The 12,890-nt window shown below is 45.3% G+C and carries 13 protein-coding genes and 1 pseudogene; 4 read left to right on the top strand and 10 right to left on the bottom strand.

From position 1 onward, the window contains the following. Positions 1 to 682: 682 nt before the first annotated feature. From HP398_RS14360 to HP398_RS14345, 4 genes are all read right to left on the bottom strand, one after another. The gene (locus HP398_RS14360) at positions 683 to 1,273 is read right to left on the bottom strand and encodes a hypothetical protein (RefSeq protein WP_017251424.1); all 591 of its coding nucleotides are present in this window, start codon (positions 1,271 to 1,273) and stop codon (positions 683 to 685) included. A gap of 170 nt (positions 1,274 to 1,443) precedes the next feature. Further along, entirely contained in the window at positions 1,444 to 1,794 is a 351-nt protein-coding gene (locus tag HP398_RS14355; protein ID WP_017251425.1) for a YolD-like family protein, read from the bottom strand. Between the two features lie 62 nt (positions 1,795 to 1,856). Further along, positions 1,857 to 2,432, bottom strand: a complete 576-nt coding sequence (locus tag HP398_RS14350) for a hypothetical protein (protein WP_173622916.1) — start codon at positions 2,430 to 2,432, stop codon at positions 1,857 to 1,859. Between the two features lie 231 nt (positions 2,433 to 2,663). Next, a complete protein-coding gene (locus tag HP398_RS14345; protein WP_017251428.1) occupies positions 2,664 to 2,957 on the bottom strand; it encodes a hypothetical protein in 294 nt (97 codons plus the stop codon). A gap of 131 nt (positions 2,958 to 3,088) precedes the next feature. Here HP398_RS14345 and HP398_RS14340 point away from each other — a divergent pair, with 131 nt between their 5' ends. From HP398_RS14340 to HP398_RS14325, 4 genes and pseudogenes are all read left to right on the top strand, one after another. Further along, positions 3,089 to 3,283, top strand: coding sequence for a tautomerase family protein (locus tag HP398_RS14340; protein WP_012685646.1), 195 nt, complete (start codon positions 3,089 to 3,091; stop codon positions 3,281 to 3,283). Positions 3,284 to 3,409: 126 nt separating this feature from the next. After that, a pseudogene (locus HP398_RS14335) lies at positions 3,410 to 3,526 on the top strand (helix-turn-helix domain-containing protein); the annotation flags it as partial. 4 nt (positions 3,527 to 3,530) lie between these two features. Then, on the top strand, positions 3,531 to 3,992 hold the full coding sequence (locus HP398_RS14330) for an ImmA/IrrE family metallo-endopeptidase (RefSeq protein ID WP_173622915.1): 462 nt from the start codon (positions 3,531 to 3,533) through the stop codon (positions 3,990 to 3,992). A gap of 76 nt (positions 3,993 to 4,068) precedes the next feature. After that, positions 4,069 to 5,232, top strand: coding sequence for a tyrosine-type recombinase/integrase (locus HP398_RS14325; protein WP_173622914.1), 1,164 nt, complete (start codon positions 4,069 to 4,071; stop codon positions 5,230 to 5,232). An 82-nt stretch (positions 5,233 to 5,314) separates the two neighbouring features. Here HP398_RS14325 and sufB read toward each other — a convergent pair whose 3' ends face one another. From sufB to pckA, 6 genes are all read right to left on the bottom strand, one after another. Further along, the gene (gene sufB, locus HP398_RS14320; protein ID WP_017251432.1) at positions 5,315 to 6,712 is read right to left on the bottom strand and encodes a Fe-S cluster assembly protein SufB; all 1,398 of its coding nucleotides are present in this window, start codon (positions 6,710 to 6,712) and stop codon (positions 5,315 to 5,317) included. Positions 6,713 to 6,751: 39 nt separating this feature from the next. Next, positions 6,752 to 7,189: a Fe-S cluster assembly sulfur transfer protein SufU gene (gene sufU, locus HP398_RS14315; protein ID WP_017251433.1), complete on the bottom strand. Its 438-nt coding sequence runs from the start codon at positions 7,187 to 7,189 to the stop codon at positions 6,752 to 6,754. Further along, the gene (locus tag HP398_RS14310; RefSeq protein ID WP_017251434.1) at positions 7,176 to 8,402 is read right to left on the bottom strand and encodes a cysteine desulfurase; all 1,227 of its coding nucleotides are present in this window, start codon (positions 8,400 to 8,402) and stop codon (positions 7,176 to 7,178) included. Before HP398_RS14310 ends, sufU begins: the two co-directional genes overlap by 14 nt. Next, a complete protein-coding gene (gene sufD, locus HP398_RS14305; protein ID WP_056491930.1) occupies positions 8,402 to 9,700 on the bottom strand; it encodes a Fe-S cluster assembly protein SufD in 1,299 nt (432 codons plus the stop codon). Before sufD ends, HP398_RS14310 begins: the two co-directional genes overlap by 1 nt. A gap of 21 nt (positions 9,701 to 9,721) precedes the next feature. Continuing rightward, complete coding sequence (gene sufC / locus HP398_RS14300; protein WP_017251436.1) at positions 9,722 to 10,510, bottom strand: Fe-S cluster assembly ATPase SufC; 789 nt, start codon at positions 10,508 to 10,510, stop codon at positions 9,722 to 9,724. A 666-nt stretch (positions 10,511 to 11,176) separates the two neighbouring features. Beyond that, the gene (pckA, locus tag HP398_RS14295; protein WP_017251437.1) at positions 11,177 to 12,760 is read right to left on the bottom strand and encodes a phosphoenolpyruvate carboxykinase (ATP); all 1,584 of its coding nucleotides are present in this window, start codon (positions 12,758 to 12,760) and stop codon (positions 11,177 to 11,179) included. Between the last annotated feature and the right edge of the window lie 130 nt (positions 12,761 to 12,890).

Below are 12,890 nucleotides of genomic sequence, written 5' to 3'. Positions count from 1 at the left end.
TTATGAAAAAAACAACTTTGCAAAAGACAGGTTCAATTATCATTTGCTTGATAGGCCTATATTTATTGTTAACGAGTGTGGCAAACGGATTGTTTGGTTTCCTCTATTTAGTTATTGGAATTTGGTGTGTTTTTACGTACTTTGGCAAAAGTGACGAGTGATTTAACTTAATTGGGCCTGTGCAGCTGGCGTTATTTTGTCACGAGCGAAGAGAATTGTCCTATTGATATTTTTGGGTTGCTCTCGTTTCGTCAAAAAATGTTTACCCACTCAAATCAGCACCGCAATAAGCGTCGGCATAAGATTAATCAAAATGATGCACTGGCTCTGCACAAATGAAGTACGAGAACACTTCAAAGAGCTTTGAAAAAGAGAAGGTATCCCCTTCCTTTCCCCTTATGCACTTAGACATTACCACGCAGTCTACGGGAGCAATAAAAAAACGTGTCTGAACAAATCAGACACGTTTTTACACGTTATCGAAACGATTATCCGATAGAACCTTCCATCTCGAACTTGAATACTGATTAATTTCATAGCGTTGCAACTCATCAGGAAAACATTGATTTACGCTATCTCAGAAATGTTGACTCGTCAAAACAATTCATTACTTTTCATCTTAAGTCGGCACAAAATCGGCACGTTAGAGAGTCCTAGAGATTATGTTCTAGGGCTTTCCTTTTTACTCCGCCTTCACAAATTTTTCAATGTATTTTGCGCGTTCTTCCTTGGTGAAAAACTTGTTCACAATTTCATTCCGCCACTTGTCTTTATCAGTTTTAGTTTCAGCAAGGTTTACCTTCAAATAATCCTCGATAGTCGCTCTATCAATCTCAGTGGTATATTTTTTTCCATGATTCAGTGTTACCTTCACCTTTTGCAGTTCAGGGAATTCCTTTAGCAATCGGATCGGCTCTTCCATCAAGGCTTTGTTGATCGCGTCTCCAGACTCCCAATAGTTCTTTGCATCTGCTTCTGTCATTCCGGTTTCAGGTTTAGTCTTTTTCAAAGTTGCAAAGTCTGCATAGGTGATTACCGCCTCGTTTTGGTTAACAATCTCTGCCTGGGTAATAAATGGCCCACCCTTTAAGTTCGGAGCGTACTCCTTAAATCTACTCACTTCCTCGGCTGACATAGTTTTCTGTTCAGAAGCAGGGGCTGGTGCAGATGAGGTAGTTGTGGCTGATGGAGCTGGCGTGTTATTCTCTGGCGTTGTACCGCAGCCACTTAACACGATGCCTAATGACAATGCAAGAATTGATGCTCTTTTCACTGGTAAAATCCCCCTGATTTTGGTAGTCACCCTCACCATAAGCCATAATCTTACATGGGACAAGATTTATCGACAAAAAGCCTCCGGTAAATTTCTCTGCCGGTGGCTTTTTCGTTAAGGATTCAATTCTTTTGGAGTCATCCTAAAGCAATATACTAATGGTACTTAATTTACGACCCCGTTACCGCTTTTACATCCGTGATGTGATCCATATTGATCCACTGACTATCTTCATCGGTCACAAGCTTAATTCTCCTGGCGTTTTGGTCAATCCACTTGACCACGCCCCACATCATGCATGTTGTTCCCAGGCTACCTTTCACTTGCTTCCACCAAGAAAGGGTAACAGCATAATCCTCCCGAGCTGCATCCCTTATGATGTACTGGAGCGATTCAAGCTCGTCTTGTTCAAGGATCGGCATGGGCACGAGTTTATCGTCTTCTTTCATTTGTAAGTATAGTTCACGTTGCTCCGGCAGCACAAAACGACTTGAAAAAGGATTTTCTATCTTAGAGGCCATTTCAACGCACCATCCCTCTCCCAAGTTTCAAACACTTCCATCTTATCAGGCTCTGACCTATGCTACTCAATACGTTTGATCTCGTAGTAACGCTGCCTACTCACTCCGATCTGTCGGGCTATGAAGTTATTTTTCTCTCCGTCCATAATTGCATCCAAAACTGTCTTTTCCTTTTCGTCTGTGATACATTCCACTGCCTGATCAATACGTTCCACAATTTCCTGTAGCTTCGACAGGCGCTTCCACTTTCTTTCCCTTCTTACAACCTCGGCGTGGGTTTTATCGCCGTTCTTTCCCTTTCCTTTTGGCTGAAAAGCGTCAATTCCGTATGCGCCAACTGTGCCCTCTCCAGCGTCTTTCAGATATCCTTTCAGACGGTCTATTTCGCGTAGCATGAAGGGATAGTCCCTCAGCTCTTCTTCTGTTCGTTGCAACCATTCCATTGCTGGTTCCAGGTCCGCGAAAGCGGTCTGTCCATCGTGATACTTCAATCCTCGCTGGCTTACAATATACTCGTCCCACTCCGGGCAGGTTTCGATTTTACCAACGTGGAGGTTGTGGACACTACAGATCGACTTCTTTCCCCATTGTGTAGCGGGGCACTTTTCACATACTCGTTCGATCAGCTTATCTTTCACCTACACCACCTACTCTTTTCTAGTAACATGAATGCTGTCGCCAGCTTCCTCAATTTAATTAATAACTCCATGTTTCTCTTCTGCCTCTATTGTTAATTCGTCTACATGCCCCGACATACATCCCAAGCAGCAAAAGTGATCAACAGAGGGTTTCTTGCTTATCAATATCCATTCGGGCTTGTCCGCTTCGATATCATGATCACAAAACGTACATTTCATCACTATTCCCCCTTACCGTTGTGATAAATCGACTTCTTGCCATTTGGCCCAATAATCCCATTCATAACCTTCTTCTTTTGGCGTGCACTTCGTCATTCTTTCCACATCTTCAATAGCGACCGCTCTTTTGATCACGACATAGTCTTCAAAATCATCTTCGCTACAAACCAGTTCGACAAAGCTGCTTTCGTCGATACCTTCTGACATTTGCCGATCTTTTGTATATTCATAGCAAGCCTCTGCCTTCTCGATATCATCAAATTCCTTACTTCCCCAGGATTGAGTATCCACCCGATATTTTTTCATCCTCGCCCCTCCTCCTTCTCTCCCTAACTATTAAGTTAAAAATCCCTGTCACTCAAACTGTAATATGATTGAAACTATTTGCTACTTTGTCCGTCTACGTTATAAAAGAACCTGATTGGAGATGTGAACAAATGCCATATATCAACCTTCAAATTACAAAAGGTGCAACACGTGATCAAAAAGCTCAGATTGTGAAAGAGTTCACTGAAACTCTTGTTAATGTTCTTGGCAAAAAGCCTGAACATACTCACATCGTTATTGAAGAGATTGACGATGAAAACTGGGGGTATGCGGGCATACTCACTGATGATTTCAGAAAACTTTAAGCATGTTTCGTAAAAGTTCCAGTTTGATACTGGGACTTTTTTTATTACACATTTTGTAAAACTAAGGGTTGAACGTTCTGTAACGTATTAGGGATTACGGCTGAATCACTCGCACAAGCCAAACTAGATGAAATGGAAACAATTGCAGCCCATCATGATGGAGAAGATTGGACCGAGGAAGAACTTGAGGAAATTGAGCGCTTTAAAGAGTTTGTGAAACTAAAGAGAAAACAGCAGGAGTGACGGAATGACCTACGAGGAACTAACTTGGGAGGCCGTACACCAGGGACTAGACATCTATGAAATGCCTTTGAAACCAAGGATTAAAGGATTATACAACAACAATGTAATTGCAATTAATAAATTTATTTCAACCAACGTGGAAAAAGTTTGTGTATTAGCCGAAGAACTTGGGCACCACCACACATCTTCTGGAAATATCTTAGATCAAACGAAAATCGTCAATCGGAAACAAGAGAAACGGGCAAGATGCTGGGGATATGAGAAACTTATTCCCCTCAATGCCTTTATTCAAGCCCATAAACAAGGTGTCAAAAATCGATTCGAACTCGCTGAGCATCTTGGCGTAACGGAGGAATTCCTAGACTCCGCTATTAATAGGTACATCGAAAAGTATGGTACTCATGTAAAGGTTGGTCTATCTACGGTCATCTTTGAACCACTAGGCGTTTTAGAGCTATTTGAGTAACTTTGCGCTTCCCAGCCGCAAGGCTGTTTACTATATACCTAAAACCGAACGAATGTTCCAGGAAAGGAGAATTGTAATGGCGACATTTCGAAAACTCCCTAGTGGTAAGTGGCAAGCAAGGGTGTCTCGTGATGGGAATGAATTCAGCATTGGGACCTATCGAACGAAAAAAGAAGCGGAAATCGAAGCAGCAAAAGTGGAAGAACGGATTTACTACGGGCAGACCTTAAACGATCGCAATAGGATGTTTGATGAGGTAGTAGATAGCTGGTTGGCCCATAAAAAGAACGAGCTGAAAGAATCGACTTTTAGGCAAATCGAAGTTATTATTCGATTGCACATTAAGCCAGAATTTGAAAACAAAAGAATTATGAAGATAAGACGGGCCGACATTAAGAAATGGATACAAGATTATGTGGACGAAACTGACAAAAGTGGCCGCCCAAAATATTCACTCGGATCTTGTCTGAAATACCTGTCCGTGATGAAAAGCATTTTTCATTACGCTGTTCACGAGTTAGAAGTATTGGAGAAGAGCCCGGCAGATCGCCTAAAGGTGCCAGTGAAGGACTCGACAGCAGAAAAAAAGAAGATTAAGTATTTCTCACTTCAAGAGCTGAACACACTGTTAGATTTCATGAAAAATTATAAGCACCAGCGCTTTGAAGGATACCCGCTTTACTATATGCTCATGTACTTTTTGAGCCGAACCGGATTACGCATCAGTGAAGCTCTGGCCTTGCGATGGACTGACATTAATGGTAATCAACTCACAGTGGAACGCCAAACGAGTAGAGACGATAATAACAACGTGAAACTGACCACTCTTAAAAATACGTCATCTTATCGCACAATCGGCCTGGAAGATGATCTCTTAAAAGAACTTAAAAAGTTCAAAGCGAAACAAAACGAGCTTATTCTTGGAAGTAAAACATTTCGTCAAAACGAGGATCAAATTATTTTTCAAAACTACCTAGGGAACTATTTAACGCCCTCGACAATACGTGAATCGATTCAGGAGTATTGTGAAAAAGCAGGAGTAGAGTACAAGGGTACCCATGGGTTTCGACACACTCACTCCGTCCTATTGCTCGAGTCTGGAGCCAGTCTAGTATATGTATCAAAGCGACTTGGACATAAGACGATCAAAACGACCGCCGACACATATCTGTCCATCACCGAAAAAATTGAAGAAGACGAACTTAAAAAGTTCGCCTCCTACACCAAAAGAACAATTTGAATCGGCACGAAATCGGCACGATTGTTTTTCTTACTTCGTATTCCACTTATAAAACGTTGGGACAACAACGTTTTATAGTTTCCTACCCGATACTGCCTTCCATCTCAAACTTAATGAGACGGTTCATCTCTACCGCGTATTCCATCGGCAACTCTTTCGTGAATGGCTCGATGAAGCCCATTACGATCATTTCAGTAGCTTCTGCTTCTGACAAACCGCGGCTCATCAGGTAGAAGAGCTGATCCTCGGATACTTTGGATACAGTCGCTTCGTGCTCAAGCGTGATGCTGTCGTTCATGATCTCGTTGTACGGGATCGTGTCGGACGTGGACAGTTTATCCAGAATCAGCGTATCGCACTTGATGTTGGACTTGGAGCCTTCCGATTTGCGTCCAAACTGGGACAGACCACGGTAGGTTACTTTTCCGCCATCACGTGAGATCGACTTGGAAATGATCGTCGATGTGCAATCTGGCGCCAGGTGAATCATTTTCGCACCTGCGTCTTGGTGTTGTCCTTTTCCTGCTACTGCGATGGAAAGAACAGTACCTTTTGCGCGAGGTCCTTTCATGATAACTGCTGGGTATTTCATCGTCAGCTTGGAACCGATGTTACCATCGATCCATTCCATGTTCGCATCCGCGTAAGCAACCGCACGTTTGGTAACGAGGTTGTATACGTTGTTGGACCAGTTTTGGATCGTGGTGTAACGGCAACGAGCGCGTTCTTTTACAATGATTTCTACAACAGCAGAGTGCAAGGAATCCGTGCTGTAGATTGGAGCTGTACAGCCCTCTACATAGTGAACGAAGGAATCTTCATCCGCGATGATCAGCGTACGCTCGAATTGACCCATGTTCTCGGAGTTGATGCGGAAGTATGCTTGCAGCGGAGTTTCCACTTTTACGCCTTTTGGAACGTAAATGAAGGAGCCACCGGACCATACTGCCGAGTTCAGTGCAGAAAACTTGTTATCTGCTGGAGGAATCACTGTCGCGAAATATTCCTTCACGATTTCTGGGTGCAGTTTTACTGCGGAATCCATGTCGCAGAAGAGAACGCCCAGTTTTTCCAGGTCTTCCTGCATGTTGTGGTAAACAACCTCAGATTCGTACTGAGCAGATACACCAGCTAGGAATTTTTGCTCAGCTTCTGGAATACCCAGCTTATCGAAGGTTGCCTTGATTTCTTCTGGTACCTCATCCCAGCTACGGCCTTGCTTTTCAGAAGGCTTTACGTAGTAGGTGATGCTGTCAAAATCGAGGTCATCCAGGTCGCCGCCCCATTTTGGCATCGGCATGCTGTTGAAGATGTCCAGCGATTTCAAACGGAATTCCAGCATCCAAGCTGGCTCATCCTTGATCTTCGAAATTTCTTCGACGATCTCGCGGGTCAAACCCTTTTTCGTACGGAATACGGAAACGTCTTTATCGTGGAAACCGTACTGATACTCCTGTATTTCTGGGCCTTTAACAGCCATCGTTGCTCACTCCTTCGTGTTCATGTCCCTTACCTATCCCTATTCCTGCTCTGCCTGTTTGACGCCTTGCTCCAATGCTTTCCAAGCCAATGTCGCGCACTTGATTCGCGCTGGGAACTTGGCTACGCCAGACAAAGCTTCAATATCGCCAAGATCAATCGAGTCATCGATTTCTTTACCTTGCATCATATCGGAGAATTTCTGTGACAGCTCCAGTGCTTCAGCAACTGGTTTGCCTTTGATCGCATCCGTCATCATTGACGCAGATGACATGCTAATCGAACAGCCTTCTCCAAGGAACTTGGCATCTACCACCTTGCCATCCTCCACTTTCAAGGAGAGCGAGATGCTGTCACCACAGGTCGGGTTATTCAAATTTACAATGAGTCCTTCGGATTCTTCCAGCTTCCCGCGGTTGCGTGGTTTCTGGTAGTGATCCATAATGACGCGGCGGTATAAATCATCAAGAGAAGACATTGCCGAAATACTCCTTCGTCTTCTTCAAGCCCGCGATCAGTACATCTACTTCTTCTTCTGTATTGTACAGATAGAAGCTTGCCCGAGCGGTAGCCGTCACATTCAGCCAACGCATCAGCGGTTGTGCGCAGTGATGACCGGCACGAACTGCGATTCCGTAGCTGTCGAGCACCGTCGCCAAATCATGCGGATGTACCGTATCCAGGTTGAATGTAATTAAGCAGCTGCGATCCTGCTGTGGGCCGTAAATCTTCAGTCCTTCAATCTCGCGCATTTGTTCCATCGCGTATTTCACGAGATGTTTTTCATGACGCTCGATATTGTCCATTCCGATCTCTTCCAAAAAGTCAATCGCTGCTCCCAATCCGATAGCTCCTGCGATGATCGGTGTACCTCCTTCAAATTTCCAAGGAAGCTCCTTCCAAGTGGAGTCGTACATATCCACATAGTCGATCATTTCTCCGCCGAACTCCATCGGCTCCACACGCTCCAGCACCTCACGCTTGCCATACAGGACACCTACGCCTGTCGGACCAGCCATCTTGTGCGCGGAAAACGTATAAAAATCGCAATCCAAATCCTGGACGTCGATTTTCTTGTGTGGAGCACCCTGCGCTCCATCAACAAAGAGAAGTGCACCATGCTGATGGGCGATTTGGGCAATTTCCTTGATTGGGGTAGTATCCCCCAATACGTTGGAAACATGGTGAATGGCAACGAGTTTGGTATTGTCCGTAATCGTTTCCTTAACCGCTTCCAGAGTAACGGTGCCGTCCTCTGCCAGCGGAATGAACTTAAAAGTCGCTCCGGTCGCCTTGGCTGCCTGCTGCCAAGGAATGAAATTGGCGTGATGCTCCACCAATGTGGTCACGATTTCATCTCCCGGCTTAAGGAACATGCGAGCATAGCCATACGCTACCGTATTACAAGCAGATGTCGTACCACGCGTAAAGACGATTTCTGCGGCTTCACGGGCGTTGATGAAGGCGCGAACTTTTTCACGCGCGCCCTCGTACCCATCTGTCGCTATGTTGCCCAAGGTGTGCACGCCACGGTGCACATTAGAGTTATACTCCCTGTAGTATTTAGCCATCGCCTCAATAACCTGAATCGGTTTTTGAGAGGTTGCACCATTGTCCAAGTAAACGAGCGGATGTCCGTTTACTTCCTGGTCAAGGATGGGAAAATATTTCCGAAGCTCCTTGGCGTTCATTAGCCTAACTTCCTTTCAAGCGCCTGACGGAGTCTGTTTTTCACTTCTTCTACTGGAATCTCAGCGACAACTGGCTCCAGGAAGCCGAGAATGATCAGACGTTCTGCGCCTTGACGGGAAATACCACGGGACATCAAGTAGAAGATAGACTCTTCACTAAAACGTCCTACCGAAGCTGCGTGACCCGCTTTAACGTCATCCTCGTCGATCAACAGGATCGGGTTGGCATCACCGCGAGATTTATCGCTCAGCATCAGGATGTTCTCCGCCTGTACGCCGTTTGCCTTTTCAGCGCCTTTTTCGATTTTCGTGATACCGTTCAGGATACTCACTGCTTCATCCGTCATAACAGCCTTGCTCACCATGTCAGACTCGGTGTGCGTGCCGATATGCTGAACTTGGGAAGTGAGGTTTTGACGTTGGGAACCAGTACCTACAGAAATGGATTTGGTCTCTGCGATCGAAGCAGTTCCCTTGAGGATGGTGGTATTGTTGGCAACGGTATTGCCATCGTTCATCTCACCCAAAATCCATTCCATTTTTCCATCGCGCTCAACGGTTGCACGACGGAAGCTGTAGTCGTGAACGTCTACAGACAGAGAACGTACAGAAGCTACTTGCACAGATGCGCCCGCGCCTACATATACTTCAACAAGGCTGTTCGCAACCATGCTTTTGCCTTCGCCAGATACATATGTATCGACGTAGGTTACTTTGCTGTTCGCTTCTGCCACGATCAAAACATGTGGAGCCAACAGAGCGTTGTCGCCTGCGATTTCATACACAGCTTGCAGTGGAACATCTACTTCCACGTTTTTCGGAACGTAGAGGAATACGCCACCATTCACGACTGCCGTATGCAGAGCAGTCAGCTTGTGCTCATCAAGTGCGATTACGTTCAGCAAATATTTTTGCACGAGATCGCCATGTGTTTGCAGTGCATCAGCAAACGTCGTGAAAATCACGCCTTGTGCCTTCAGCTCATCGGATACTGCTTGAAAAACGGTAGAAGCATTTTTTTGTACCAACAGGTTTTTCACGCTGTCGACATCGATTTGTGCTTTTACCAAATCGCTGAGTTCATTCGCCGCTGCCACCTTTGCAGTGGTTTGGAACGGATCGAAATCAACGGTATTCCATTTATCAATCTTCGTTTTCTCCAAGGCAGGGAGCGCCAGCTCTCCCGCCGCCTTCAGTCCAGCGAGGCGCTTTTCCAGGAACCAGGCAGGCTCCTGATTAGCTTTGGAGTACTGGGTGATCGCCTCGGAATCGAAGCGTAGCTGTACATCCACACTCATTTCACTGCTGCCTCCTTCATCCTACACGTTGGCGTTTACGGTTTCGTCCTCGATGCCGAGTTCTTCCTTGATCCAGTCATAGCCTTCTGCCTCCAGGCGTTCAGCCAGCTCAGGACCACCGGACTTCACGATACGACCTTGCATCATGACGTGTACGAAGTCAGGCTTTACATAGTTCAGCAAACGCTGGTAGTGCGTAATAATCAAGAATCCGCGGTCTGCGGAGCGCATTTCGTTTACACCAGCTGCAACGATTTTCAATGCGTCGATGTCCAAACCGGAGTCGATTTCATCCAGAATACAGATAGCTGGCTCCAAGAGCATCATTTGCAGAATCTCGTTACGCTTTTTCTCACCACCGGAGAAACCTTCGTTCAGGTAACGGTGGGAGAAAGACTCATCCATTTCCAGCGTGTTCATCTTTTTGTCCATCTCACGGATGAATTTCATCAGGGAGATTTCGTTTCCTTCGCCACGGCGTGCGTTGATCGCAGAGCGCAGGAAGTCAGAGTTAGTTACACCGCTGATTTCGGACGGGTATTGCATCGCCAGGAACAGACCTGCACGTGCGCGCTCGTCTACTGCCATTTCCAACAAGTCTTCGTCATTGATCAGCACTTCGCCATCGGTTACCTCATATTTTGGGTGACCCATCAACGTGGATGCCAATGTCGATTTACCGGTACCATTTGGTCCCATGATCGCGTGCACTTCGCCGCCCTTGATCTCCAAATTCAGGCCTTTGAGGATCTCTTTGTCCTCGATCTTGGCGCGAAGGTTTTTTATTTGCAAATGCGGTACTGCTGTCATCTGAATTCCCTCCATACACGTCAAAAGTGAGTTGGTAAATTCTCAATCCATTCTCAATAACTATCTTATAATAAGAATAATTATAAATCAAGGAATGAAACATATCTGTATTTTTTATATCATTATATTTAGAAAGTCCGTTTTTGCTCATGAATCCTTCCTAAATATTGTTGCTTCCGCAGCATTTTTCCCTATGTAACTTTTGGACATACGTTTCCGTCTAAATTCTAGGTAATTTTTGCAAAAAACACCACTGGATACCTAGAAAGGGATGGAGCATTTTGAAAAAGAGTAACAAGAAACTCGCTATTGTCTTACTACTTGTAGGTGGCCCACAGTCTTCGCAAAACGGACACAGAGAAAATATCTGCTCGTTTCTCCAACATTAAATTGATAGTCAATGACCACGTCGTCAAAACGAAAGCAGAACCATTCATATATAATGGTTATGTATCGCTATCACACTATTGAAGGGCTCCCTTGGGAAGCTTACCTGACTCTTTTCCGTCAGTCAAATGGAAAAGTTGTCCCAATCAATACCTCGAAAGTATTCGATGGCAGCAAGTAACGGATGAGCTAAAAACCGTCGGTCACTGACGGTTTTTTCTGTTTTCACGAAGAAAAAACGGATAGACCTTATTGTCTACCCGTTTCTTTCTTGTTCGATTACTTTACTTTAGGACCCGCTTTCGCAATATCTGCTGCATTCGGGAATTTTTTCTCGAAGTTCTCAATGAAGCGTGCAGCCAGATCAGCCGCTTGCTTGTCGTAATCTTCCTTGTTTGTCCATGTATTGCGTGGTTGCAGAACTTCAGCAGGAACGTTCGGGCAAGAAGTTGGTACTTGTACCCCGAAAATCTCGTCAGCTACATAGTCTACTTTTTCCAGCTCACCGTTCAATGCTGCTGTTACCATCGCACGCGTGTAGGACAGCTTCATACGTTGCCCAACACCTACCGGGCCACCAGTCCAACCAGTGTTCACCAGGTATACTTGAACCTTGCGATCGTCAATCTTCTTACCGAGCATTTCTGCATATACTACAGGATGCAGTGGCAAGAATGGAGAACCGAAGCAAGTAGAAAACTCTGTTTGCGGAGCAGTTACACCACGCTCTGTACCTGCCATTTTGCTGGTGTAGCCAGACAGGAAGTGATACATGGCTTGCTCTTTATTCAGCTTGGAGATTGGAGGCAATACACCGAACGAATCGGCTGTCAAAAAGACGATGACATTTGGTTGCCCGCCCACGCCTGGAATCACAGCACCCGGAATTGCTTCCACTGGGTATGCAGCGCGTGTATTCTCTGTATATTTGGTGCTATCGTAGTCTGCTACACGAGTCGCTTCGTTTACGTCTACATTTTCAAGTACGGTACCGAACTGGATTGCTTTCCAGATTTGCGGTTCGCCTTCTTCAGACAGCTTGACGCATTTTGCATAGCATCCGCCTTCGATATTGAACACGCCATTGTCAGACCAGCCGTGCTCATCGTCACCGATCAAGAAGCGGTCCGGGTCAGCAGACAGCGTTGTTTTTCCTGTACCGGACAAACCGAAGAACAGGGCAACGTCACCGTCTTTACCTACGTTCGCAGAGCAGTGCATCGAGAGTACGTTGCGCTCTGGAAGCAGCATGTTCATGACGCTGAAGATCGACTTTTTCATTTCGCCAGCATACTCAGTGCCACCGATCAATACTGTCTTTTGCTCAAAGCTCATCACGATGAAGGTCTCGGAGTTTGTTCCGTGTACCGCAGGATTGGCCTTGAAATTAGGCGCATAAATAACCGTGAATTCTGATTCATGCGCAGCCAGTTCTTCTTCGGACGGACGGATGAACAACTGACGTGCAAACAGGTTATGCCATGCGAATTCGTTCACTACGCGGATTGGCAGGCGATAGGTTGTATCTGCACCCGCAAAGCCATCGAAGACAAACAGTTCATCTTTTGATTGTAAGTATTGGAGCACGTCTTGTTGAAGTGCTTGGAATTTTTCAGTACTGATTGGTTGGTTAACCGGACCCCAGTTGATTTTATCGTGTACGGAAGCTTCGTCCACCACAAATTTGTCCTTTGGCGAACGGCCGGTAAACTTCCCTGTTAGCGCATTGAGCGCCCCCTTATCGGTCAAAATCCCTTCGCCACGCTTCACTGCCATCTCAACAAGATTAGCTACAGGTAAGTTATGATACACTTTTGTAGCTCCAAGAATGTCAGTAAGCTTTTGAACCGTATTGGTTTCCATGTGTGAACGATCTCCTTCCCAAAATGTGTATCATTTATTGTGACTTTCTAATTGTCGCTCGATTTGTAATTAGTATATCACATTTAGCTAAATAAGCTACATAATTTTATAATCTCTCATGGAGAATGTG

Origin of the sequence: Brevibacillus sp. HB1.4B (genome assembly GCF_013284285.1) — a bacterium.
Lineage (GTDB): Bacteria > Bacillota > Bacilli > Brevibacillales > Brevibacillaceae > Brevibacillus > Brevibacillus porteri.
Note: the sequence above shows the minus strand (reverse complement) of the source record. Positions and strands in the feature narration are given on the sequence as shown.

What these genes read in the sequence shown, in the direction of transcription:
- HP398_RS14340 (WP_012685646.1), top strand. Translation starts at nt 3,089, where the DNA reads ATGCCATATATCAACCTTCAAATTACAAAAGGTGCAACACGTGATCAA.
- HP398_RS14325 (WP_173622914.1), top strand. Translation starts at nt 4,069, where the DNA reads ATGGCGACATTTCGAAAACTCCCTAGTGGTAAGTGGCAAGCAAGGGTG.
- pckA (WP_017251437.1), bottom strand. Translation starts at nt 12,760, where the DNA reads ATGGAAACCAATACGGTTCAAAAGCTTACTGACATTCTTGGAGCTACA.
- sufU (WP_017251433.1), bottom strand. Translation starts at nt 7,189, where the DNA reads ATGTCTTCTCTTGATGATTTATACCGCCGCGTCATTATGGATCACTAC.
- sufD (WP_056491930.1), bottom strand. Translation starts at nt 9,700, where the DNA reads ATGAGTGTGGATGTACAGCTACGCTTCGATTCCGAGGCGATCACCCAG.
- sufC (WP_017251436.1), bottom strand. Translation starts at nt 10,510, where the DNA reads ATGACAGCAGTACCGCATTTGCAAATAAAAAACCTTCGCGCCAAGATC.
- HP398_RS14330 (WP_173622915.1), top strand. Translation starts at nt 3,531, where the DNA reads ATGACCTACGAGGAACTAACTTGGGAGGCCGTACACCAGGGACTAGAC.
- sufB (WP_017251432.1), bottom strand. Translation starts at nt 6,712, where the DNA reads ATGGCTGTTAAAGGCCCAGAAATACAGGAGTATCAGTACGGTTTCCAC.
- HP398_RS14345 (WP_017251428.1), bottom strand. Translation starts at nt 2,957, where the DNA reads ATGAAAAAATATCGGGTGGATACTCAATCCTGGGGAAGTAAGGAATTT.
- HP398_RS14355 (WP_017251425.1), bottom strand. Translation starts at nt 1,794, where the DNA reads ATGGCCTCTAAGATAGAAAATCCTTTTTCAAGTCGTTTTGTGCTGCCG.
- HP398_RS14310 (WP_017251434.1), bottom strand. Translation starts at nt 8,402, where the DNA reads ATGAACGCCAAGGAGCTTCGGAAATATTTTCCCATCCTTGACCAGGAA.